The organism is Sphingobium sp. WCS2017Hpa-17, from assembly GCF_031843765.1.
Taxonomy (GTDB): Bacteria; Pseudomonadota; Alphaproteobacteria; order Sphingomonadales; family Sphingomonadaceae; genus Sphingobium.
In genome coordinates this window covers 50,794-72,155 of sequence record NZ_JAVTIV010000012.1, presented here as the reverse complement: position 1 = coordinate 72,155, position 21,362 = coordinate 50,794, and the positions used below count along the sequence as shown (strand labels likewise).

The 21,362-nt window shown below is 62.8% G+C and carries 21 protein-coding genes and 1 tRNA gene; 14 read left to right on the top strand and 8 right to left on the bottom strand.

Features of this window, described 5'->3' with window-relative positions; translation table 11 throughout:
- The first annotated feature begins 8 nt into the window (after positions 1 to 8).
- Positions 9 to 380, top strand: a complete 372-nt coding sequence (locus RQH62_RS16365; RefSeq protein ID WP_311269798.1) for a tRNA-binding protein — start codon at positions 9 to 11, stop codon at positions 378 to 380.
- Positions 381 to 515: 135 nt separating this feature from the next.
- Positions 516 to 2,105, top strand: a complete 1,590-nt coding sequence (locus RQH62_RS16360; protein ID WP_311269797.1) for an MFS transporter — start codon at positions 516 to 518, stop codon at positions 2,103 to 2,105.
- 60 nt (positions 2,106 to 2,165) lie between these two features.
- Here the strand turns inward: RQH62_RS16360 and RQH62_RS16355 are convergent, their stop codons facing one another.
- On the bottom strand, positions 2,166 to 3,338 hold the full coding sequence (locus RQH62_RS16355; RefSeq protein WP_311269796.1) for an acetyl-CoA C-acetyltransferase: 1,173 nt from the start codon (positions 3,336 to 3,338) through the stop codon (positions 2,166 to 2,168).
- A 48-nt stretch (positions 3,339 to 3,386) separates the two neighbouring features.
- A complete protein-coding gene (locus RQH62_RS16350; RefSeq protein WP_311269795.1) occupies positions 3,387 to 4,475 on the bottom strand; it encodes an alpha/beta fold hydrolase in 1,089 nt (362 codons plus the stop codon).
- Between RQH62_RS16350 and phaR the strand changes: the two genes are divergently transcribed.
- The 3 genes from phaR to proS all read left to right on the top strand — a co-directional run bounded on the left by phaR (position 4,474) and on the right by proS (position 7,029).
- Positions 4,474 to 5,058 (top strand): polyhydroxyalkanoate synthesis repressor PhaR, encoded by a 585-nt coding sequence (gene phaR / locus RQH62_RS16345; protein WP_311269794.1) that lies wholly within the window; start codon positions 4,474 to 4,476, stop codon positions 5,056 to 5,058. The genes RQH62_RS16350 and phaR overlap by 2 nt on opposite strands.
- Before the next feature lie 4 nt (positions 5,059 to 5,062).
- Positions 5,063 to 5,404 (top strand): hypothetical protein, encoded by a 342-nt coding sequence (locus tag RQH62_RS16340; RefSeq protein WP_311269793.1) that lies wholly within the window; start codon positions 5,063 to 5,065, stop codon positions 5,402 to 5,404.
- 98 nt (positions 5,405 to 5,502) lie between these two features.
- Entirely contained in the window at positions 5,503 to 7,029 is a 1,527-nt protein-coding gene (gene proS / locus RQH62_RS16335; protein ID WP_311269792.1) for a proline--tRNA ligase, read from the top strand.
- 80 nt (positions 7,030 to 7,109) lie between these two features.
- On the opposite strand, the gene hslU is transcribed toward proS, so the two are convergent.
- Positions 7,110 to 8,411 (bottom strand): ATP-dependent protease ATPase subunit HslU, encoded by a 1,302-nt coding sequence (hslU, locus tag RQH62_RS16330; RefSeq protein WP_311269791.1) that lies wholly within the window; start codon positions 8,409 to 8,411, stop codon positions 7,110 to 7,112.
- Positions 8,412 to 8,428: 17 nt separating this feature from the next.
- Positions 8,429 to 8,995, bottom strand: coding sequence for an ATP-dependent protease subunit HslV (hslV, locus tag RQH62_RS16325; protein WP_120250112.1), 567 nt, complete (start codon positions 8,993 to 8,995; stop codon positions 8,429 to 8,431).
- Positions 8,996 to 9,170: 175 nt separating this feature from the next.
- Here hslV and RQH62_RS16320 point away from each other — a divergent pair, with 175 nt between their 5' ends.
- The gene (locus tag RQH62_RS16320) at positions 9,171 to 9,359 is read left to right on the top strand and encodes a hypothetical protein (RefSeq protein WP_311269790.1); all 189 of its coding nucleotides are present in this window, start codon (positions 9,171 to 9,173) and stop codon (positions 9,357 to 9,359) included.
- 27 nt (positions 9,360 to 9,386) lie between these two features.
- Here the strand turns inward: RQH62_RS16320 and RQH62_RS16315 are convergent, their stop codons facing one another.
- Positions 9,387 to 9,515, bottom strand: a complete 129-nt coding sequence (locus tag RQH62_RS16315; protein WP_184264898.1) for an entericidin A/B family lipoprotein — start codon at positions 9,513 to 9,515, stop codon at positions 9,387 to 9,389.
- Between the two features lie 136 nt (positions 9,516 to 9,651).
- Between RQH62_RS16315 and RQH62_RS16310 the strand changes: the two genes are divergently transcribed.
- Both RQH62_RS16310 and RQH62_RS16305 read left to right on the top strand, forming a co-directional pair.
- Positions 9,652 to 9,726: transfer RNA gene (locus RQH62_RS16310), tRNA-Val, on the top strand.
- Positions 9,727 to 9,842: 116 nt separating this feature from the next.
- A complete protein-coding gene (locus RQH62_RS16305) occupies positions 9,843 to 12,065 on the top strand; it encodes a S9 family peptidase (RefSeq protein WP_311269789.1) in 2,223 nt (740 codons plus the stop codon).
- Positions 12,066 to 12,074: 9 nt separating this feature from the next.
- Here RQH62_RS16305 and RQH62_RS16300 read toward each other — a convergent pair whose 3' ends face one another.
- On the bottom strand, positions 12,075 to 12,785 hold the full coding sequence (locus RQH62_RS16300; RefSeq protein WP_311269788.1) for a methyltransferase domain-containing protein: 711 nt from the start codon (positions 12,783 to 12,785) through the stop codon (positions 12,075 to 12,077).
- A gap of 173 nt (positions 12,786 to 12,958) precedes the next feature.
- Here RQH62_RS16300 and RQH62_RS16295 point away from each other — a divergent pair, with 173 nt between their 5' ends.
- Genes RQH62_RS16295 through RQH62_RS16275 form a run of 5 tightly spaced genes read left to right on the top strand, consistent with a single transcriptional unit; the run spans position 12,959 to position 18,509 of the window.
- Positions 12,959 to 13,984: an aspartate-semialdehyde dehydrogenase gene (locus RQH62_RS16295; protein WP_311269787.1), complete on the top strand. Its 1,026-nt coding sequence runs from the start codon at positions 12,959 to 12,961 to the stop codon at positions 13,982 to 13,984.
- Between the two features lie 9 nt (positions 13,985 to 13,993).
- Positions 13,994 to 14,626 (top strand): DUF2238 domain-containing protein, encoded by a 633-nt coding sequence (locus tag RQH62_RS16290; RefSeq protein ID WP_311269786.1) that lies wholly within the window; start codon positions 13,994 to 13,996, stop codon positions 14,624 to 14,626.
- 44 nt (positions 14,627 to 14,670) lie between these two features.
- Positions 14,671 to 15,444 (top strand): alpha/beta fold hydrolase, encoded by a 774-nt coding sequence (locus RQH62_RS16285; protein WP_311269785.1) that lies wholly within the window; start codon positions 14,671 to 14,673, stop codon positions 15,442 to 15,444.
- Positions 15,445 to 15,496: 52 nt separating this feature from the next.
- A complete protein-coding gene (locus tag RQH62_RS16280) occupies positions 15,497 to 17,329 on the top strand; it encodes a M2 family metallopeptidase (RefSeq protein WP_311269784.1) in 1,833 nt (610 codons plus the stop codon).
- Positions 17,330 to 17,360: 31 nt separating this feature from the next.
- Complete coding sequence (locus RQH62_RS16275; protein ID WP_311269783.1) at positions 17,361 to 18,509, top strand: diguanylate cyclase; 1,149 nt, start codon at positions 17,361 to 17,363, stop codon at positions 18,507 to 18,509.
- A gap of 98 nt (positions 18,510 to 18,607) precedes the next feature.
- On the opposite strand, the gene RQH62_RS16270 is transcribed toward RQH62_RS16275, so the two are convergent.
- Both RQH62_RS16270 and RQH62_RS16265 read right to left on the bottom strand, forming a co-directional pair.
- Positions 18,608 to 20,062 carry an AMP nucleosidase gene (locus RQH62_RS16270; RefSeq protein WP_311269782.1) on the bottom strand — a complete coding sequence of 485 codons (1,455 nt, stop codon included), beginning with the start codon at positions 20,060 to 20,062 and terminating at the stop codon, positions 18,608 to 18,610.
- Positions 20,063 to 20,154: 92 nt separating this feature from the next.
- On the bottom strand, positions 20,155 to 20,637 hold the full coding sequence (locus tag RQH62_RS16265) for a peroxiredoxin (protein WP_311269781.1): 483 nt from the start codon (positions 20,635 to 20,637) through the stop codon (positions 20,155 to 20,157).
- Positions 20,638 to 20,781: 144 nt separating this feature from the next.
- On the opposite strand from RQH62_RS16265, the gene RQH62_RS16260 reads away from it, so the two are divergent.
- On the top strand, positions 20,782 to 21,342 hold the full coding sequence (locus tag RQH62_RS16260; protein WP_311269780.1) for a YqgE/AlgH family protein: 561 nt from the start codon (positions 20,782 to 20,784) through the stop codon (positions 21,340 to 21,342).
- Positions 21,343 to 21,362: the final 20 nt, after the last annotated feature.

Below are 21,362 nucleotides of genomic sequence, written 5' to 3'. Positions count from 1 at the left end.
GCGGCGCCATGCACATGACCGACGACCCCAACGCTCCCCCCGCGCCGGAGATCAGCTTCGACGATTTCCTGAAGGTCGACATCAGGGTCGGCACGATCATTTCGGCCGAACCTTATCCCGAAGCGCGCAAGCCGGCCTATAAGCTGCTGATCGATTTCGGCCCGGCGATCGGCCAGAAACGATCGAGCGCGCAGATTACTGTGAACCACAAGCTGGCGGACCTGCCGGGGCGACAGGTCGCTGCCGTGGTCAACTTCCCGCCGCGCCAGATCGGCAAGTTCATGTCGCAGGTGCTGACATTGGGCTTTGCCGACGAAGCCGGCGCCGTCACGCTGTTTGCACCGGACAAGATCGTGCCGAACGGCGCGCGATTGTTCTGACGGGAAGCTCTGTCCTATCGCTTTTCTTCCTGCGATAATGGCGGGCCAGATGACGACGATGACGGAAATGGGATTTCCTACTTCCGCATCAAAATGTCAGGATTTGCGGGAAATGTGCGAAGTTAAGGGGGCAGGATGACGGCGGCGGTGGAGGATGGCTATGTGATGGATGCGAAGCGGGACCGGCTGGTCATCACCGCTTCGGCGCTCGGCACCGTGTTCGAATGGTATGATTTCTACATCTATGGCGTGCTGGCGCCGATCATCGGGCGGACCTTTTTCCCGACCGACAATCCGACCGTCGAACTGCTTTATACGCTGGCGGGCTTTGCCATCGGCTTTGCCTTCCGTCCGATCGGCGCGGTGCTATTCGGTTATCTGGGCGACCGGTTGGGGCGCAAATATACGTTCTTGGCGACCATCATCCTGATGGGACTGGCGACGGCGGGCGTAGGGCTGACACCATCCGCCGCCAGCATCGGTGTGGCGGCGCCGATCATCCTGATTGCGCTGCGCATCGCACAGGGGCTGGCGCTGGGCGGGGAATATGGCGGTGCGGCCATCTATGTTGCAGAACATGCACCGGCGGGCAAGCGCGGCTTTTACACCAGTTTCATTCAGGCGGGCGTGATCGGCGGCTTCATCCTGTCGCTGATTGTGGTGGTGGGCACGCAGGCGATCGTTGGCAAGGCGGTGTGGGACGCATGGGGATGGCGCATCCCCTTCGTCTTTTCGCTGGCGCTGCTGGCTATCTCGCTATGGATGCGGCTGATGCTGCGCGAAAGCCCGGTGTTCCTGGCGATGAAGAAGGCCGGTGCGCAGGCGAAGAACCCGATCAAGGAAGCCTTTACCGCGCCGGGCAACAAGAAGCGGATGTTCGTGGCGATGATCGGCATCGCGGCGGGCTTTACCGTCATCGCCTATACGGTGATGTTTCAGGCGCTCTATTTCCTGCAAAACGGCCTGCATGTCGCGGCGGGCGTGGCGCAATTGCTGGTCGGCGGCAGCGCCTTTGTCGGCATGGGCGCCTTCATCTTCTTCGGCTGGCTGTCGGACCGGATCGGGCGCAAGAAGCCGATCGTGATCGGCTATGCGCTGGTGCTGTTGCTGGCATTGCCGCTCTATCAGTTCATGGGGGCGACCGCCAATCCGGGGCTGGTGGCGGCGGCGGAACGCGCGCCGGTGGTGGTGAGTGGCCCCGATTGTCGTTTCGATCCCTTCGCCAAGATACAGCCGACCGCTTGCGGCAAGTTGCTCGACCATTTTTCCAAGCGCGGCATTCCCTATGACAAGAAGGACGGGGCAGCGCCGGCGGTGGCGATCGGCGGGGTCGCGGTGGCGGATCTGAGCGGGGAAGGACTGGACGCGGCGCTCAAGGCCCAGGGCTATGATTTCGGCGCGGTGACGCCGGACTGGCCACGCGCGATGATGGTGTTCGCCGCATTGCTGCTGCTGTGGACGCTGTCGGGCGCAACCTATGGACCGGTGGCGGCGTTGCTGTCGGAATATTTTCCGGCGCGCATCCGCTATAGTTCGCTGTCCATGCCCTATCATGTCGGCACCGGCTATTTCGGCGGGTTCCTGCCGCTGGTCAGCCAATATATCGTGGCGCGGACGGGCGATCCCTATGCGGGGCTATGGTATACGCTGGCGATCGTGGCACTGGCGCTGGTGACATGCCTGATCGCGCTGCCCGAAACGAAGGATCGCTCGCTGGACGCCTGACCGGCATGAAAAAGCCGCCGATCTTTCGACCGGCGGCTTTTTCCAAGTCTCAGTGGGCGATCAGCGTTCGATGCACATCGCAACGCCCATGCCACCGCCGATGCAGAGCGTGGCGAGGCCCTTCTTCGCGTCGCGCTTGCCCATTTCATAGAGCAGGGTGGTCAGCACGCGGGCGCCCGATGCACCGATCGGATGGCCGATGGCGATCGCACCGCCATTGACGTTCAGCTTTTCGGGATCGAAGCCCAGTTCCTTGCCTACGGCCAGCGCCTGCGCGGCAAAGGCTTCATTGGCTTCGATCAGGTCGAGGTCCGCGACCGACCAGCCGGCCTTTTCCAGCGCCTTGCGGCTGGCCGGGGCCGGGCCGATGCCCATGATCGCCGGGTCGACGCCGCAGGTCGCAAAGCCGGCGATGCGGCCAAGGATGGTGGCGCCGCGCTTGGCAGCGGCATCGACGGTCATCAGCACGAGCGCGGCGGCGCCATCATTGATGCCGCTGGCATTGCCGGCGGTCACGCTGCCATCCTTCTTGAAGGCGGGGCGCAGGCCCTGCATCGCCTCGATCGTGGCGCCGGCACGGATATATTCGTCCTGATCGACGATCGTGTCGCCCTTGCGCCCCTTGATCGTGACCGGCACGATTTCGTCGGCGAAACGGCCGGCGGCGCGAGCGGCTTCGGCCTTGTTCTGGCTGGCGACCGCGAATTCATCCTGCGCTTCGCGGCTGATCTGATATTTTTCGGCCAGATTTTCGGCGGTGATGCCCATGTGATAATTGTTGAAGGCATCGGTCAGGCCGTCATGGATCATCGTGTCGATCAGCGTGACCGGCCCCATCTTGGCGCCGGCGCGGAGATATTGCGCGTGCGGGGCGAGCGACATGCTTTCCTGTCCGCCGGCCACCATGATGCTGGCGTCGCCGGCGCGGATCGCCTGCGCCGCGAGCGCCACGGCGCGCAGGCCCGAACCGCAAAGCTGGTTGAGGCCGATCGCCGTCCGCTCCACCGGAATGCCGGCATTGACCGCTGCCTGACGCGCGGGGTTCTGTCCCTGTCCGGCGGCCAGCACCTGACCCAGGATCACTTCGTCCACTTCCTCCGGCGCGACGCCGGCCTGCGCGAGCGCGGCGATGATCGCCTGACGGCCCAGTTCATGCGCGGGGGTCGAACCGAAAGCGCCCATGAAGCTGCCAACGGCGGTACGCTTCGCGGCGGTAATCACGATGTCTGACAAAGGCCTGATCCTCAGTTCCAGTGGTTGTTTTCGCAGGTGCACATATCATCAAGCGCCATGGGTGGAAAGCCAAAGGGAGAGGGGATTCCATAGCATTTCACGGGCACGGCCGCCGACGACCATGCCGACATGGCCGAGCGAGACGCGGCGCTCTTCGCGCAAGCGAGGGCCGGCCGCGGCGGGGACGATGCGGTCGGTGGTGGAGACGATCGAGAGGGTGGGGCAGGCCAGAGCGGCAGGATCAACGATCTGGTCGCCGACCTGCCAGCGTCCGGTGCCGCTGAGATTGCCGGCATAGAGGCCATCGAACAGGTCGCGACCGGCGGCGAAGGTAAGCGGCGCGCCGCCATTGGCCCAATCCTCGACCGCGAGGAAGGCGCGCTCCGCATCCGATCCCGGATCGGCATCGGCAAAGGCGGCATATTTGCGGATGGTGCGCGCCGGATCCATCGCCCAGAAACCCGATTGCAGCACCTCCATCGGCACATAACCGATCCGCTCGCACATAGACTTCGCGCCACGCCACAGCCCGCCGATCAGGTCGAGATCCGGGGTAGGAAAGGCGTCGAAACGCCAGGGGGCCGCAATCGTGGCCATAGCGGGAACCGGGTGCAAAGCGGCGGCCGCGAGGGTCAGGCTACCGCCCAGGCAATAGCCGACTAGGATCGGCGGGCGGGGCAGTGCGGAGAGCAGCGGCAGCAATCGTTCGGTAACATGGCCGTCGAGGCCAAGCTGTGCATCCTGCGGGCTGGGCATGCCCCAGTCGACCAGATAGGCATCATGGCCTGCTGCGGCCATGTGGCGCAACATGGATCGGCTTTCGGACAGGTCCAGCACCTGCGGCGGATTGATGAGTGAGGGAACGAAAACCACCGGATTTCGGTCATTTGCCGCGCCATGTTGCAGCAGGCGGGCGGCGCCGACCGTGGCGACGCAGCGGGCCGGTGGCGGCGCGGGCGGGCGCACCGCATGCTGATATTTGCGCAAACCCAGGAAAGCGCGACGCCGAAGCTCGGCGTCATCCTCCGTTTCGCGCCATAAAATATTGAGAAAAAGGGGTAAAGGCCGCGGCCCATGTTGCGGTGCGGCATCGCCCTGTGCTAATGCGAGATGGTCAGGTGTGGGAGAGGAATCCATGGCCAAGTCCAAGACCGCTAATGAATCAGAACCGGTCGTTATCAAGAAGTACGCCAACAGGCGGCTCTATAATACCGAAACTTCGAGCTATATCACGCTGGACCTTCTGTCGCAGATGACGCGCGAGGGGCGCGAATTCGTGGTCGTGGACGCCAAGACCGGCGAGGACATCACCCATAATGTCCTGACTCAGATCATCATGGAAGAGGAACAGCGTGGCAAGAACATGCTGCCTGTCAATTTCCTGCGCCAGTTGATCGCCATGTACGGCGATTCGATGCAGTCGATGGTGCCGCAATATCTGGAAGCGTCGATGGATGCCTTCCGCAAGAACCAGCAGCAATTCCAGGAAGCGATGAAGGGCGCGTTCGGCGGCGGTCCGCTGGCCGATATCGCCAAACGCAACCTGCAAATGTTCGAAGCCGCTGCCAGCGCATTTGGCAACGGCGTACCGGGCATGCCCGGCGTGACGCCCCCTGCGCCGCCGACACCGGCCGCGGCCGAAGGCAGCAAGGATGAGGAAATCAGCGACCTCAAGGCGCAACTGGCCGCGCTCAATGCCAAGATCGACAAGCTGACCTGAAGCCATGGCCAAGGCGGATCGGCTGGAGCGGCTCGACGTCCGCCGTATCGAAGTGGAAGCGGAGTATCGCGACGCGCTGATCGCGGCGCTCCGCATCACTGCGGCGGGGCGGTGGGGCCTGTTCGATCATCAGAAGGACAAGGCCACCCGTGCCCGCACCGCGCCGGTGATCGCGGCTCTGGAGGAACTGGCGGACGAGATCGAGGGCATGCGTGATACGCTGGGACTGGAGCCCTTTGCCCTGCATGCGCAGTTCATGGCTGCGCGTGGCCCGGCAGCGCCCGACGCGGTCGGTGAGCCCAAGCAGGCCAAGGTCTGGCTGGATCGGCTGGGCGCGGACGCCTGAAAGCATCATCATCGGACCCTTGCGGGGGTCGACATATATGGCGCGTCTGGCTTATGGCGCGCCATTCTTCTTTTCGTTCTAGCCAAGGTCCGCATCCCGTGAAGCACGCCCTCAACGTCACCCGCGAACAGGATTTCGCCGCCTGGTATCAGGCCGTCATCACCGAAGCCGACATGGCCGAGGAAAGCGGCGTGCGCGGCTGCATGGTCATCCGCCCTTGGGGCTATGGCATCTGGGAACGCATCCAGAAATTGCTGGATGAGCAAATCAAGGCGACGGGCCATGAAAATTGCTATTTCCCGCTGTTCATCCCGCTCTCCTATTTCGAGAAGGAAGCCGAGCATGTCGACGGCTTCGCCAAGGAAATGGCGGTCGTCACCCATCATCGCCTGATCCAGAAGGACGGCAAGATGGTGCCCGACCCCGAAGCGAAGCTGGAAGAGCCGCTGGTCGTGCGGCCGACGTCGGAAACGGTGATCGGCGCAGCGTTCAGCCGCTGGGTGCAAAGCTGGCGCGACCTGCCGGTGCTGATCAACCAGTGGGCCAATGTCGTGCGCTGGGAAATGCGCACCCGCATGTTCCTGCGCACCGCCGAATTCCTGTGGCAGGAAGGCCATACCGCGCACGCCACCGTCGAAGAGGCGATGGAAGAAACGCTCAAGATGCTGGAAGTCTATCGCGCCTTTGCCGAGGATTGCGTGGGCCTGCCGGTCGTCGCGGGCGAGAAGCCGGAGAATGAGCGCTTCCCCGGCGCCGTCGCGACCTATTCGATCGAGGCGATGATGCAGGATGGCAAGGCGTTGCAGGCGGGCACCTCGCACTTCCTGGGCACGACCTTCTCTTCGGCGCAGAATATCAAGTTCCAGAATGCCGAGGGGCAACAGGAACTGGCGCAGACGACCAGCTGGGGCGTGTCGACCCGCATGATCGGCGGCCTGATCATGGTGCATAGCGATGATGACGGCCTGCGCGTGCCGCCGCGCGTGGCGCCCTATCAGATCGTCGTCGTGCCGATGCTGCGCGACAATGACGAAGATGCCGCGATCGTCGATTATTGTACCGATCTGGTGAACCAGCTGAACGGGCTGGACGTGTTTCGCGAGCCGGTGCGGGCACTGCTCGACAAGCGCCCGGCCAAGGCCGCGACCAAGCGCTGGGGCTGGGTCAAGAAGGGCGCGCCGATCGTGATAGAGGTCGGCGGGCGCGATGTGGCCGGCGGCAATGTGTCGGTGATCCGCCGCGACCGCCTCTATCGCGAGGATGGCAAGCTCAACAGCGCGATCGTGGCTAAGAGCGATTTCGTGAGCGGCGCGGCTGCGACGCTGGAGGATATTCAAGCGTCGCTGTTCGCCGATGCCAGGGCGCGGCTGGACGGCAGCATCGACAAGTCGATCAGCGATCTTGAGGCGCTCAAGGCCTATTTCAAGGCCAGCAAGACCCCCGGCTGGGCGCTGGTCCAGTGGGCCAAGCCGACCGGCGAGGGGCTGGAAAAGGTCGTACAGTGGCTGAAGGGCGAGAAGCTCACGCTGCGCAATGTGCCACTGGATGCGCAGGCGGCGGATGGCAGCTGCATCTTCACCGGCGACAAGGCGGTGGAGCGGGTACTGGTGGGGCGCTCTTATTAAACCAGACTGTTCCCCGGCGCAGGCCGGGGTCCAGTTCCAACGCTTCAACTGGACCCCGGCCTGCGCCGGGGAACAGTCAGTTAAAGCACATATTTGCTGAGGTCGGTGTCGTGCGCGACGGCCGACAATTGCTTGTCGACATAGGCCTGGTCGATCACCAGTGTTTCGCCGCGACGGTCCTCTGCCTCAAAGCTGACATCCTCCAGCAGCTTTTCCATCACCGTCTGGAGGCGGCGGGCGCCGATATTCTCGATCTCGCTGTTCACGTCCGCCGCGATCTTGGCGACGGCGCGGATGCCTTCGGGCGTCAGATCGATCGTCACCTCCTCGGTCGCCAGCAGCGCGCGATATTGTGCGACGAGGCTGGCCTTCGTATCCGAAAGGATCGCGACGAAATCCTCCTCGGTCAGCGCCTTCAATTCCACGCGGATCGGCAGACGGCCCTGTAGTTCCGGCAGTAGGTCGCTGGGCTTGGCCACATGGAAGGCACCGGACGCGATGAACAGGATATGGTCCGTCTTGAGCGGGCCATATTTGGTCGACACGGTCGTCCCCTCGATCAGCGGCAACAGGTCGCGCTGCACGCCTTCGCGGCTCACCGAACCACCGCGCACGTCGCTGACGGCGATCTTGTCGATCTCGTCTAGGAAGACGATGCCATTCTGCTCGGCGCTGGTAATGGCGACACGGGCGACGTCATCCTGATCGAGGCGCTTGTCCTGCTCTTCTTCGACCAGCTTGTCCCACGCTTCGGCGACACGCATCTTGCGGCGCTTCTTCTGCTGCTGACCAAACGCCTTGGACATCATGTCGCTGATGTTGATCATGCCGACCTGACCGCCCATGCCGGGGATCTCCATCGGCATCGACGGGGTGTCGGCGACTTCCACCTCGACCTCCACGTCGTTCATCTGGTCGTTCTCGATCTTCTGGCGGAAGGAGAGGCGGGTGGCCTCGCTCGCTTCCTTGCCGGTCAGCGCGTCGAGCAGGCGGGCCATGGCGGCTTCGGACGCGGCTTCGCGCACGGCTTCGCGGCGGCGATCCTTTTCGAGGCGCACGGCTTCCTCGACCAGATCGCGGACGATCTGTTCGACGTCGCGGCCGACATAGCCGACTTCGGTGAACTTGGTGGCTTCTACCTTGACGAAGGGGGCGTCGGCCAGTTTGGCAAGGCGACGGCTGATCTCCGTCTTGCCGCAGCCCGTCGGCCCGATCATCAGGATATTTTTGGGCGTCACCTCGTCGCGCAGATCGGCGGGCAGATGCTGGCGGCGCCAACGGTTGCGCAGCGCGACGGCGACGGCGCGCTTGGCGTCATGCTGGCCGATGATATGCGCGTCCAGCGCGGCGACGATGGCTTTGGGGGTCAGATTGTCGTTCATGATCTTTTCTTGAAATCTCAGTTGGCGCTGTCGAGCGTTTCGATGGTCAGCTGGTCATTGGTGTAGACGCAGATGTCGGCGGCGACGCCCATCGCCTTGCGGGCAAGGGTTTCGGCATCTTCCTCATATTCCACCAGCGCGCGGGCGGCGGCGAGGGCGAAATTGCCGCCCGAACCGATCGCCGCCACGCCACCCAGAGGCTCCAGCACATCGCCATTGCCGGTCAGGATCAGCGTGACATCCTTGTCCGCGACGATCATCATCGCTTCCAGATTGCGCAGATATTTGTCGGTGCGCCAGTCCTTGGCCAGTTCCACGGCGGCGCGCATCAGCTGGCCGTTGTGGCGCTCCAGCTTGGCCTCCAGCCGCTCGAACAGGGTGAAGGCGTCGGCTGTGGCGCCGGCGAAGCCGCCGATGACGCTGCCATCATGCAGCCGGCGGACCTTGCGGGCATTGGGCTTCATCACCGTCTGGCCCATGGAAACCTGGCCATCGCCGGCGACGACGACCTTCCCATTCTTGCGGACGGACATGATGGTTGTGCCATGCCAGACCGGCATGGAGGCGCTGCGTTGGTCGTTCATGGGGCGGCATATGGGACGCTGTGCCGCCCGGTGCAAGTCGCGGCACGCACTGCGCCGAAACGTGTCATTTCGGCGACAATATTCTTACAAATCGTTCAGGAACAAAAGTCGATCAATTGACATTGTGCAGTGCACAACCAATGATCGGCAACCTTATTCGAAAGCGAGGACGCATATGTCTCTCAAGGCCAGGGCACAGGAAAAGGTCGAACGGGCGGGTATTTCCAATTACTCGTTCGATCGGGATGTGCTGGTCATGTGCGGCGTACGCTATACTATCGAAGCCTGCGAATGCGGGGAACCGGATTGCGATGGCGTTCGGCTGAACAAGAACATGACGGCAATCGGACGCGCGCTTCAGTAAGATGAAGGTGAGGGGCGGATCGCCCCTTTAGTGCATCGCGTCCTTGCCGGCGCGACCGACCGATTCGATATCCCGACCGACCCCCTGAACCGTGTTGCAGGCAGCAAGGGCCGTAAGCAGCAGGCTACCGATCAGCAGGGCGAGGGTTTGACGCATAGAGATTCCACTTTCGAAGATTGAAGGGCGTTTATAGGCGCCGATCGGGGAAACGGGAAAGCATTTTGCATCAAATCGATAAGAGCATGTTGACAGGGTGCGCCGTGGGTGCCAAAGGCCGCCTCCTCCTTACAGGGGGCGCGTAGCTCAGCGGTAGAGCACACCCTTCACACGGGTGGGGTCACAGGTTCAATCCCTGTCGCGCCCACCATCATCCCGGCGATGATGGCAGGACAGATAATTTCCCGGCATTGATCTTTTCTGATCCGACGCGCTAAGTCGGCGGCATCAAGCGGTGCGTTTTCGCGCCGACCGGAAAGGATATTCATGCCCCCCTATCTGAAAGCCGGCGCAGCCCTCGGCGCGTTGTTGCTGACCTCCGCCATTCCCGCTGTTGCGCAGGACAGGCTGACGCTGGAGCGCGTCTTTGCCAGCCCCGATCTGGCCGGGCCGCAGCCGCGCGCGTTGAAATTGTCGCCCGACGGATCGCTGGTGACTTTGCTCAAACCGCGCGCGGACGAGAAGGAGCGGCTCGACCTGTGGGCGATCGACAGCAAGACCGGCGCGGAACGGATGCTGGTCGATTCGAAGAAGACCGGCAGCGGCGCGGATCTGAGCGAAGCCGAAAAGATGCAGCGGGAACGCGATCGCAGCGTCGCAGGCAGCACCGGCATCACCAGCTATGACTGGTCGCCCGACGGCAAGAGCATCCTGGTGCCGGTCGATGGCGACCTGTATCTGGCCGGGCTGGACGGCAAGGTCACGCGCCTGACCGACACGCCGGATGGGGAGTTGAACGGCGTGGTCAGTCCCAAGGGCGGCTATGTTTCCTTCGTGCGTGGCGGCAATCTGTTCACCCAGCCGATCGGCGGCAAGGAACGGCAATTGACGCAGGGCGCCAGCGACACGCTGAGCTGGGGCACGGCCGAGTTTGTCGCGCAGGAAGAAATGGACCGACGTACTGGCTATTGGTGGTCACCCGATGACGCCCGCATCGCGGTTGCGCGAGTGGACGAAAGCCCGGTCGGCATCGTTACTCGCACGGCGATCGGCGGCGAGGGGACCAAGGTCTATCAGCAGCGCTATCCTGCCGCCGGCACGCCTAATGCCATCGTCGACCTTTTCGTGATCAAGCCGGACGGGTCGGGACAGGTGCAGGTGGATCTGGGCACGGACAAGAATATCTACCTCGCCCGCGTCGACTGGTCGAAGGATGGCAAGACGCTCTATGTGCAGCGCGAGAGCCGGGATCAGAAGCGGCTGGACCTGCTGGCGGTCGATCCGGCCACCGGCAAGGCGAAGGTGGCGCTGACCGAGGCGGCGAAAAGCTGGATCAACCTGTCGAACAATTTCCATGCACTGGCCGACGGCAGCTTCCTCTGGTGGTCGGAGAAGAGCGGCCATGGGCATCTCTATCGCGTGAGCGGGACGCAGTGGACGGCGCTGACCAGCGGCGATTGGGAGGTGCGCGATGTTGTGGGCGTGGATGAGGCCAAGGGGCTGGTCTATTTTACCGGCAATCGTGAGACGCCGCTGGAGCAGCAGCTATATGTGACGTCGCTCGGCAAGCCGGGACAGGCGCGCGCACTGACCGAAAAGGGCTGTTGGAATGACGCCGTGATGGACGGCGCTGCCACCAAGGTCGTGGTGACGCGGCAGAACACGGATCAGCCCAAGCAGGTCTATCTGGCCGACAATGGCGGCAAGCAGTTGCAATGGCTGTCGCAAAACGCGCTGACGGGCAACCATCCCTACACGCCCTATGTTGCGGGCCATGTGAAGACGACATTCGGCACGGTGAAGGCGGCGGATGGCACGACGCTTTATACCAAGATCATGACGCCGAACATGGAACCGGGCAAACGCTACCCCGTCTTCATGATCCATTATGGCGGGCCGGGCGGTGGACGGCAGGTGACGAACACATGGTCGGGTGCTCTGAACCAGTATCTGGTGGATCGCGGCTGGATCGTGTTTGCCATCGACAATCGCGGCACGCCCGATCGTGGCAAGGCGTTCGAGGACCATATCTATCATGCCATGGGCACGGTGGAGGTCGATGACCAGTTGAAGGGCGTCGAATGGCTGAAGGCCCAGCCCTTCGTCGATCCCAAGCGGATCGCGACCTATGGCTGGTCCTATGGCGGCTACATGTCGTTGAAGCTGCTGGAAAAGGCGCCGGGCGTGTTTGCCGCTGCCGTCGCCGGAGCGCCGGTGACGAAATGGCAGCTCTATGACACCCATTATACCGAACGCTATCTGGGCCAGCCGCAGGCGAAGGACAGCGCCTATCCGGCGTCCGGCGCGGTGGATGAGGCGGTGAAGATCACCGATCCGCTGCTGCTGATCCATGGGATGTCGGACGACAATGTCGTGTTCGACAATGCCACCGCGCTGATGGCGAAGATGCAGGGTGCGGCCGTGCCGTTCGAGATGATGGCCTATCCGGGCCAGACCCACCGCGTCGGCGGGCCGGGCATCAGCGTCCATCTGTGGAAGACGATCGAGCATTTCCTGGCCGAACAGGCAGGCGGTCCGGCCGAAAAATGAAGCGAGACGCTATCGCCAGGCGTGGAAGATCGCCCGGCGATAGCGGTTCTTGTCGCGGAAAGGCATGACCCATTTGCGCCAGCCCTGATTATCCAGCGCCTCCGGCAACACCTGGAAACGGGAATAGCCGAAGCGCCGGCACATTTCGCGCAGCGCCAATATGTTGGGCGCCCAGAAATTGGTCGCGTCCTGATCCAGTTCCATCTCTGTGAACAGGCGCATGGCCGGGACCGGCTCGTGCCGCAGCGCCGTAACCGTCTCGATCACCAGATGGTCGCTGCTCATGGCGGCGGCGGCCTCCAGCGTGCGATAGGGATCGGTGACATGATAGAGGACGCCGAGCAGCAGCACCGTGTCGAACTGTCCCAGATCCTCCACCCTGTGCTCCGCTACATCGAGGTCCAGCGAGCGGACCTTCGACCCGAAACGAGCATGGGCATGGTCGAAACCGCGCTTGTCGCCCCAGCCCTGACCCGACCAGCAGAAATGGTCGGTTGCCAGCACTTCGGCCGCGCCGCGCTGCTCCGCCTGGAAGGAGAAGAAGCCATCCCATGCGCCGATATCCAGCACCCGCCGCCCGTCCAGCCGGTTCGGAAAGATCAGATCAGCTTCTTCGAGCAGGGATTTCAGCGGCTTGACGCCATCGGCCCGGACGCCATCTGGAAAGACGAAGCTGTGAAACCAGTGTTCGGGCAGGGGCGGCAGCATGGTGGACTGCATCAGGACGTCGATTCCGTTTCGATTTCGGGGAGTGGTGGGCGTTCCGTAACGGCAGGGCCGTGCGGAGGCAATTGCGCGCTTTCTGCTGGGCAAGCCCTTCTTTCTGGACAAATGCCGCAGTATCGTTATGGCGCGCACTCCGCAAGATTTGCATTGGAGTGGAGACTTTAGTCATGGGTTACAAGGTCGTCGTCGTTGGTGCCACCGGTAATGTGGGCCGCGAGATGTTGACCATTCTCGCCGAACGCGAGTTCCCTATTGACGAGATCGCGGCGGTTGCATCGTCGCGGTCCACCGGCACCGACGTCGAGTTCGGTGAGACGGGCAAAATTCTCAAATGCAAAAATATTGAGCATTTCGACTTCACCGGGTGGGATATCGCCCTGTTCGCGGCCGGTAGCGGCCCGACGGCCGAATATGCGCCCAAGGCGGCGGCGGCCGGCTGCATCGTGATCGACAATTCGTCGCTCTATCGCATGGACCCGGACGTGCCGCTGATCGTGCCCGAGGTGAACCCGGATGCGATCGACGGCTATACGAAGAAGAACATCATCGCGAACCCGAACTGCTCGACCGCGCAGATGGTCGTGGCGCTCAAGCCGCTGCATGACGCCGCCAAGATCAAGCGCGTCGTCGTTTCGACTTATCAGTCGGTGTCGGGCGCGGGCAAGGCGGGCATGGACGAGCTGTTCGAGCAGAGCCGCAACATCTTCGTCGGCGACCCGGCCGAGCCGAAGAAGTTCACCAAGCAGATCGCCTTCAACGTAATCCCGCATATCGACGTTTTCCTGGACGACGGTTCGACCAAGGAAGAGTGGAAGATGGTCGCGGAAACCAAGAAGATCCTCGATCCCAAGGTGAAGGTCACGGCGACCTGCGTGCGCGTGCCGGTGTTCGTGGGCCATTCGGAATCGATCAACATCGAGTTCGAGAACGAGATTTCGGCGCAGGAAGCGCAGGATATCCTGCGTGAAGCGCCGGGCATCATGCTGGTCGATAAGCGCGAAGACGGCGGCTACATCACGCCGATCGAGTGCGTCGGCGATTTCGCGACCTTCATCAGCCGCGTGCGTGAAGATTCGACGATCGAGAACGGCATCAACCTGTGGTGCGTCAGCGACAATCTGCGCAAGGGCGCAGCGCTGAACGCGGTTCAGATCGCCGAACTGCTGGGCCGTCGTCACCTCAAGAAGGGCTAAGGCCCGCTCATGATCTCCGGCGCTGGGGCGATGTGGAAGGCTCTTCCTGTCGTACAGCGCCGGATGATCGCGTTGTTGCTGGCTGCCATCGGGCTGGCCAATATCGCGCAACCCTTTCCCGATCTCGCGCCGCTCCAGCATGGACCGACGATCGCGCTGATCCTTGCCGCGCCATGGCTGCTGCGGCGCTGGCCGCTTTCCAATTCTGCCGTCGGCTGCATCTGGCTGTTCCTGTTGCTGCACACGCTGGGTGCGCGCTGGATCTACAGCTATGTGCCTTATGATGACTGGGCGCGGGCGATCAGCGGGCATGATATTTCCAGCCTCTTCGGCGCGACCCGCAACGGCTATGACCGGCTGGTCCATTTTGCCTTCGGCGCGCTGCTGACCCTGCCCATCGCGGAAGTCGTGCGACGCCATATGCCGTCGCGATGGAGTCTGGCCTTCGCCTTTGCCGCCATCGGTCTGGGCAGCGCGCTTTACGAGATATTCGAATGGCTGCTGACCATGATCGCAGCCGGCGACATGGCCGACTATTATAATGGGCAACAGGGCGACATGTGGGACGCGCAAAAGGATATGGCGATGGCGCAGATCGGCGCGACGCTGGCGCTCAGCGCACTCTTGCGCCGCGGGGGCTGACGCCATATCGGCGGGGCATTGCTGCCCGATAAGGATTTGCCCCGATGACCGACCTTCCGATCGAACGCCATGACATCAAGGGGCGGGATGGGCTGCCGATCGCAGTGCATGTGGTGGGCGCCAACACCGCCGAAACTCGTGATCTCGTGCTGATCCACGGCTATTTCTCCAACGCCTTCACCAACTGGATTCGCTATGGCCATGCAGCCAAGCTGGTGGAGGCAGGGTTTCGTCTGATCCTGCCGGACCTGCGCGGCCATGGCGAAAGCGCCAAGCCGCATGACGCCGCCGCCTATCCGGCCGATGCGCTGACCGACGACAATCTGGCGCTGGTCGAGCAGATGGGGCTGACCGACTATGATCTGGGCGGCTATTCGCTGGGCGCGCGGACGACGGTGCGGATGCTGGCACGCGGGGCGACGCCGCGCCGGGTCATCCTGTCAGGCATGGGGCTGCGCGGATTGACGCAGACGCTGGACAATGGCGGCTATTACACCAACGTGCTCACCAACCTCGGTACGTTTCAGCGGGGCACGTCGGAATGGATGACTGAGGCTTTCCTCAAGACGACGAAAGGCGATCCGGTCGCGTTACTGCACATCCTCAAGACTTTCGTCGACACGGACGCGTCGACGATCGCAGGTTTCCGTCAACCAACCGCAGTCATCTGCGGGGCGGACGACGACAGCAATGGTAGCGCGCATGAACTGGCGGACCTGATGCCGGATAGCCGCTATTTCGAGATACCGGGCAATCATATGAACGCCGTCACCCGCAAGGAACTGGGGCAGGCGATGGTCGATTTCCTCACCGCTTGACTGTATCGCAGAGGCAAGTCACTTTCCCCTCATAAACCTATAGGGGACACTCATGAAAATCGCTATTTCCATGGCCGCGCTTGCGGCCGCCCTTGTTGCTTCGCCGGTGCTGGCGCAGCAGGCGCCCGCCGCAGCCCCCACAGCAGCCCCCACAGCAGCCGAAGCCGATGCCTTCCTGGCGAAGGCGGAGAAGGCGCTGTTCGACCAGTCCATCGTCAGCGGGCGCGCGGCATGGATCAACGCGACCTATATCACCGATGATACCGATGCGATCGCATCCTATTTCGGCGCGATCGATACCAAGCAGCGCGTCGACTATGCGCTGGAGGCCGCGAAATATGCGACCGCGCCGGGGCTGAGCGAGGAAACCAAGCGCCGGCTGACGCTGCTGCGCACCGCGCTGACGCTGCCCGCGCCGACCACGCCGGGCGCGGCGGAGGAACTGAACGACCTCGCGACCAAGCTCCAGTCCGCCTATGGCAAAGGCAAGGGAACGCTGAAGGGCCAGCCGATCAACGGCAGCGACATCGAAGAGCAGATGGGGGAGAACCGCAACCCCGAAGAGCTGAAGGAAATGTGGGTCAGCTGGCATGACAATGTCGGCGCGCCGATGCGGGCGGATTATGCCAAGCTGGTGAGTATCGCCAATGCGGGCGCCAAGGAGTTAGGCTTTGCCGACACCGGCGCGATGTGGCGGTCCAAATATGACATGCCGGCCGATGATTTCGCCAGGCTGACCGACAAGATCTGGGCGGAGGTCAAGCCGCTCTATGACGATCTCCATTGCTATACCCGCACCAAGTTGAATGAAAAATATGGCGATGCGGTACAGGCAAAGACCGGCCCGATCCGCGCCGACCTGCTGGGCAATATGTGGGCGCAGGAATGGGGCAATATCTATGACGTCGTGGCGCCGGCCGGCGCAGGCGACCTGGGCTTCGATACGACCGATCTGCTGAAGACCAAGGGCTATGACCCGGTCAAGATGGTGAAGACGGGGGAGGGATTCTACAGTTCACTCGGCTTCGAGTCCCTGCCGCAAAGCTTCTGGGATCGTTCGCAAATCACCAAGCCGCGCGATCGCGAAGTCATCTGCCATGCCTCGGCCTGGGATCTGGACAACAAGAACGACATCCGCATCAAGATGTGCACCAAGGTGAATGGCGACGATTTCGTCACCATCCATCATGAGCTGGGTCATAATTATTATCAGCGCGCTTATCAGATCCAGAAGCCGCTCTATCTGGACGGCGCCAATGACGGCTTCCATGAGGCGATCGGCGATTTCGTCGCGCTATCGATCACGCCAGACTATCTGGTGAAGATCGGCCTGCTGGACCCCGCCAAGGTGCCGGGCGCGGACAAGGATCTGGGCCTGTTACTGCGGCAGGCGATGGACAAGGTCGCGTTCCTGCCGTTCGGCCTGCTGATCGACAAGTGGCGCTGGGGCGTGTTCGACGGGTCGATCCCGGAGAGCCAGTATGAACAGAGCTGGACCGACCTGCGCCGTCAATATCAGGGGATCGTCCCGCCCGTGTCCCGCGACGAGACGAAGTTCGATGCCGGTGGTAAATATCATATCCCCGGCAATACGCCTTATACCCGTTACTTCCTGGCGCGGGTGTTGCAGTTCCAATTCTACGAAGCCGCGTGCAAGCAGGCCGGTTGGAAAGGCCCGCTCCACCGCTGTTCCTTCTATGGAAACAAGGCGGTAGGCGCGAAACTTGATGCAATGTTGAAGATGGGCGCGTCAAAGCCCTGGCCCGACGCGCTGCAAGCCTTCACTGGCAGCCGTGAAATGTCGGGCAAGGCGCTGGTCAATTATTTCGCACCATTGCAGAAGTGGTTGGTTCAACAGAATAAAGGCAAGTCTTGCGGCTGGTAAGTCGGCGTAAAGATTGATAAGCGGCTGGCGCATGAACGCGCCAGCCATTCTTCTTTCGCTGCTCTTTGGCACGGCGACCGTGATGACGGTTGCGTTAGCTGTCGCCTGGGCCCATTTCGGGCGACAGAAGCATGTGCTGACCTGGACCGCATCCTATGCGGTGGGCATGTTGCAATGGATGGCCAATGCCGGCGGCTTCTTCCTGAAGAGCCCCTTCTGGTTCATCATCACTGGCATCGGCCTCATCATCAGCGGATCACTGCTGGCGATCGGCGTGCGCCAGCGATGTGGCAAACCGTTGCGTCTCGCCGGCTTTGCCGTCCCGGCCACGATCGTCATACTGGCCATGGCATTCGCCATTGGGCCAGTCGGCAGCCAGATCATGCAGGGACTCATCATCCCGGCCTATGTCGGTGTGCTGCTGGCGGTGAGCGCGGTTTCGCTTTGGCCGAAGGGCCGCCGCTTCACGCCGCCCGAACTGGCCTTCTTCGTGGCGCTGCTGATCTTCGTCGTCAACCAACTGGCGCTGGCCGGTGCCGCGATGATGATCCAGGGGCCAGAAATCGGCAAAGACCTGTATCGCCTGATTTTCAGTATTTTCACGCCGACCACTTATGTCGCCACCGCCGTCACCGCTGTGCTGGTCGTCGCCGGCGATCTGGCCGAGCAATTGCGCACGCAGATGCGCCATGATCCACTGACGCAGGTGCTCAATCGCCGGGGGTTGGACGAGGCGGCGGCGCAGGCGATCGCGCAGGCGCGGCGGCATAAGCGGCCGCTTGCGCTGGTGGTGTGCGATCTGGACGGGTTCAAGGCGCTGAATGATGGCCATGGGCATATCGCCGGCGATCAGGCGCTGCGCGGTTTCGCGCGCCTGCTGACCAGCGCGGTCCGCCGGGGGGATGTAGTAGGGCGCATGGGGGGCGATGAGTTCGGCCTGTTGCTGCTCGACACCGACGCCACCGCCGCCGCCGAAGTCATGGAGCGGGTCCGGGCGGAAGTGGCGCATCTGGCACTGCCGGGCGTGCCCGTCACCGGTTTGCGCGCCAGTTTTGGCGTGGCGGAACTCGTCGTGATCGACCAGCAAATGGAAGATATGGTCGTGCGGGCCGATGCGGCCCTGTATACCGCCAAGAGAGACGGCAAGGACCGCATCGCCATCTGGCGCGAGGCCGCTTAAAACTGCCTGATCCGATTGCATCGGATCAGGCAGTTTTAAGTTCTTGGTTCGCCGCGTTTTCCGAGTCGGCAGCCGATTCCGGCCGCCTAGAAAACGCTTTAACGGAAAGGCGGCTCGTTAAAGGCGCGCAACTTGCGGCTGTGCAGTTTCGCCCCTTCTTCGCGCAACAATTCGCAGGTCATCAGGCCGACGCGCAGATGGCTGGCGATCGCTTCTTCATAGAAGCGGTTGGCCTGACCCGGCAGCTTCAATTCGCCATGGATCGGCTTGTCCGACACGCAGAGCAGGGTGCCATAGGGCACGCGGAAGCGATAGCCCTGCGCCGCGATCGTGGCGGACTCCATGTCGATGCCGACCGCCCGCGACAGGCTGAAGCGCAGGGCCGAACTGGAATAGCGCAGTTCCCAGTTGCGATCGTCGGTGGTGACGACGGTGCCGGTGCGCAGGCGGCGCTTGAAATCCTCCGGATCGCCCTTGCCAAGCACCGCTTCGGCAGCCTGCGCCATGGCGACCTGTACTTCGGCGATGGCCGGCACCGGAATTTCGGGCGGCAGCATTTCGTCCAGCACATGATCGTCGCGCAGATAGGCATGGGCCAGCACATAGTCCCCGATCCGCTGGCTGGGGCGCAGACCGCCGCAATGGCCGATCATCAGCCAGGCTTCGGGCCGGACGACCGCCAGATGGTCGCAGATGGTCTTGGCATTGGACGGGCCGACGCCGATATTGACTAAGGTGATACCGCTGCGGTCGGGCGCGATCAGATGATAGGCCGGCATCTGATGTCGACGCCATGCGCTGTCGGCGATCATGCGGGCGGGATCGGCGGTTTCAGGGGTTACGTAAACGCCGCCGGCGCCGGACAGGGCGGTATAACGGCTGCCTTCGCGCTGGAGTTCATCACAAGCCCAGGCGACGAATTCATCGACATAGCGATGATAGTTGGTGAACAATATGTAGCGCTGCACATGTTCGGCGGGCGTGCCGGTATAATGTTTCAGGCGAGCGAGCGAGAAGTCCGTGCGCAGGCCGTCGAACAGGGCGAGCGGCCGGTCGCCATCGACATCCGGCATGAACAGGCCGTCGGCGATCTCATCGCCAATCTCCGCCAGTTCGGTGGCGGGAAAGTGGCGCGCCAGTTCGGTCGGCGGGGTACCGTCCAGTGCGTTGATGTCGAGGCCATCCAGCACATAGGGGAAGGGAATCTGCTGGTCGCTAAGCCCGGTTTCGACTTCCACGCCATAGTCGCGGACGAGCAGGTCGATCTGTTCGGCCAGATAGTCGGCGAACATCGACGGGCGGGTGACGGTGGTGACATAGCGGCCGGGTTTGGACAGGCGCGCGAAAGAGCGGCCGGGCGGCGGCGCATCGCTGTCGCCATGATAGATGATCCGCAATTCGGGATAGCAATAGCGCCGGTCGGTCTTGGCCTCCGGCGGCGGGACGCTGCCGTCGCGGGCATAGGCCCGCATCGCTTCCCGCAAAGTTTCGATGGATGTCTGATAAATCTGGTCGAGCTGTGCGACCGCCTTGCTGCCGATGCTTTGTGTCATCGCCCCCTGTTACCGCCTTTGCGTGACGGAAGGAAGACGCAGTGTGCAGATCGGGCGCCGGACTTAAAATCCGCCGCCCGATCGCTTTCAAATCAGAGCTGTTCGAGCAGGTAGTCGGCCGAGGACACCTTGAAGTCGCCCGGTGCTTCGACGTTCAGTTCTTCCACGACGCCGTCCTTGACGATCATCGAGAAGCGCTGGCCGCGCGTGCCGAGGCCGAACTTGCTGCCGTCCATGGTCAGGCCAACGGCCTGCGCGAAGTCGGCGTTGCCGTCGGCCAGCATCGTGACCTTGCCATCGGCACCGGCCGACTTGCCCCAGGCCCCCATGACGAAAGCGTCATTGACGGCGGTGCAGGCGATTTCGTCCACGCCCTTGGCCTTGAGTGCTTCGCTCTTGTCGATGAAGCCCGGCAGATGCTTGGCCGAGCAGGTCGGGGTGAAGGCGCCGGGCACGGAGAAGATCGCGATCGTCTTGCCGGCGAAATAGTCTTCGGACGGCACGGCTTCGGGGCCGTTTTCGGTCATCCTGGCGAAAGTCGTGCTGGGGAGGCGATCGCCCTTGGAAATGGTCATGTCATGTCTCCTGGCCTTTTTGACCGGCGGGAGGTCGGCGCTGGGGGCTTTCCTGTCAAGTCATGCCGGCGTGAATATGTCGCGCCGCCCCAATGCTGCGACACGCGTCCTTGGCAAGTTCATGCGGCCCTCTATATTCGATTCATGACTGAAACGCGCTTCTATGGTGGGCATTTCCTGCTCGCCTTGCCCGGCATGGCCGACACCCGCTTCGATCATTCGGTGGTGGCGCTGTGCGTCCATGACGAGAATGGCGCGCTGGGCATCGCCGTGGGCGAGGAGATGGAGGGCGTATCCTTCCGCGAGTTGCTGGAAAGTTTCGATATCGACGGCAGTCAGGTGCCAGATGTGCCCGTGCTACGCGGCGGACCGGTCGAACCGCGCCGGGGCTTCGTGCTGCATTCGCTCGACTGGGGCGGGCAGGACATGGTGCAGGTCGGCGGCCGATGGGGCCTGTCCGGGTCGCTCGACATATTGAAAGCCATCGCGGAGGGACGGGGACCGAGCCGCTATCTGGTGGCGCTGGGCTATGCCGGTTGGGGCGCGGGCCAACTGGAGCAGGAGATGACCGGGGAAAGCTGGTTCCTTGCGGATGGCGATCCCGACCTGCTGTTCGACATTCCCACCCGGCGCAAATGGGCCGCCGCCTATGCCGCCGCCGGGGTGGATGCGTCGCACCTTGTCTCCGGCGCTGGTTCCGCATAGGCCACATAAAGAAATCTTTA

What these genes read in the sequence shown, in the direction of transcription:
- RQH62_RS16285 (WP_311269785.1), top strand. Translation starts at nt 14,671, where the DNA reads ATGACCGACCTTCCGATCGAACGCCATGACATCAAGGGGCGGGATGGG.
- RQH62_RS16295 (WP_311269787.1), top strand. Translation starts at nt 12,959, where the DNA reads ATGGGTTACAAGGTCGTCGTCGTTGGTGCCACCGGTAATGTGGGCCGC.
- RQH62_RS16280 (WP_311269784.1), top strand. Translation starts at nt 15,497, where the DNA reads ATGAAAATCGCTATTTCCATGGCCGCGCTTGCGGCCGCCCTTGTTGCT.
- phaR (WP_311269794.1), top strand. Translation starts at nt 4,474, where the DNA reads ATGGCCAAGTCCAAGACCGCTAATGAATCAGAACCGGTCGTTATCAAG.
- RQH62_RS16290 (WP_311269786.1), top strand. Translation starts at nt 13,994, where the DNA reads ATGATCTCCGGCGCTGGGGCGATGTGGAAGGCTCTTCCTGTCGTACAG.
- RQH62_RS16260 (WP_311269780.1), top strand. Translation starts at nt 20,782, where the DNA reads ATGACTGAAACGCGCTTCTATGGTGGGCATTTCCTGCTCGCCTTGCCC.
- RQH62_RS16275 (WP_311269783.1), top strand. Translation starts at nt 17,361, where the DNA reads ATGAACGCGCCAGCCATTCTTCTTTCGCTGCTCTTTGGCACGGCGACC.
- hslU (WP_311269791.1), bottom strand. Translation starts at nt 8,411, where the DNA reads ATGAACGACAATCTGACCCCCAAAGCCATCGTCGCCGCGCTGGACGCG.
- RQH62_RS16320 (WP_311269790.1), top strand. Translation starts at nt 9,171, where the DNA reads ATGTCTCTCAAGGCCAGGGCACAGGAAAAGGTCGAACGGGCGGGTATT.
- RQH62_RS16315 (WP_184264898.1), bottom strand. Translation starts at nt 9,515, where the DNA reads ATGCGTCAAACCCTCGCCCTGCTGATCGGTAGCCTGCTGCTTACGGCC.
- RQH62_RS16270 (WP_311269782.1), bottom strand. Translation starts at nt 20,062, where the DNA reads ATGACACAAAGCATCGGCAGCAAGGCGGTCGCACAGCTCGACCAGATT.
- RQH62_RS16360 (WP_311269797.1), top strand. Translation starts at nt 516, where the DNA reads ATGACGGCGGCGGTGGAGGATGGCTATGTGATGGATGCGAAGCGGGAC.
- RQH62_RS16265 (WP_311269781.1), bottom strand. Translation starts at nt 20,637, where the DNA reads ATGACCATTTCCAAGGGCGATCGCCTCCCCAGCACGACTTTCGCCAGG.
- RQH62_RS16300 (WP_311269788.1), bottom strand. Translation starts at nt 12,785, where the DNA reads ATGCAGTCCACCATGCTGCCGCCCCTGCCCGAACACTGGTTTCACAGC.
- RQH62_RS16340 (WP_311269793.1), top strand. Translation starts at nt 5,063, where the DNA reads ATGGCCAAGGCGGATCGGCTGGAGCGGCTCGACGTCCGCCGTATCGAA.
- hslV (WP_120250112.1), bottom strand. Translation starts at nt 8,995, where the DNA reads ATGAACGACCAACGCAGCGCCTCCATGCCGGTCTGGCATGGCACAACC.
- RQH62_RS16350 (WP_311269795.1), bottom strand. Translation starts at nt 4,475, where the DNA reads ATGGATTCCTCTCCCACACCTGACCATCTCGCATTAGCACAGGGCGAT.
- RQH62_RS16365 (WP_311269798.1), top strand. Translation starts at nt 9, where the DNA reads ATGCACATGACCGACGACCCCAACGCTCCCCCCGCGCCGGAGATCAGC.
- RQH62_RS16305 (WP_311269789.1), top strand. Translation starts at nt 9,843, where the DNA reads ATGCCCCCCTATCTGAAAGCCGGCGCAGCCCTCGGCGCGTTGTTGCTG.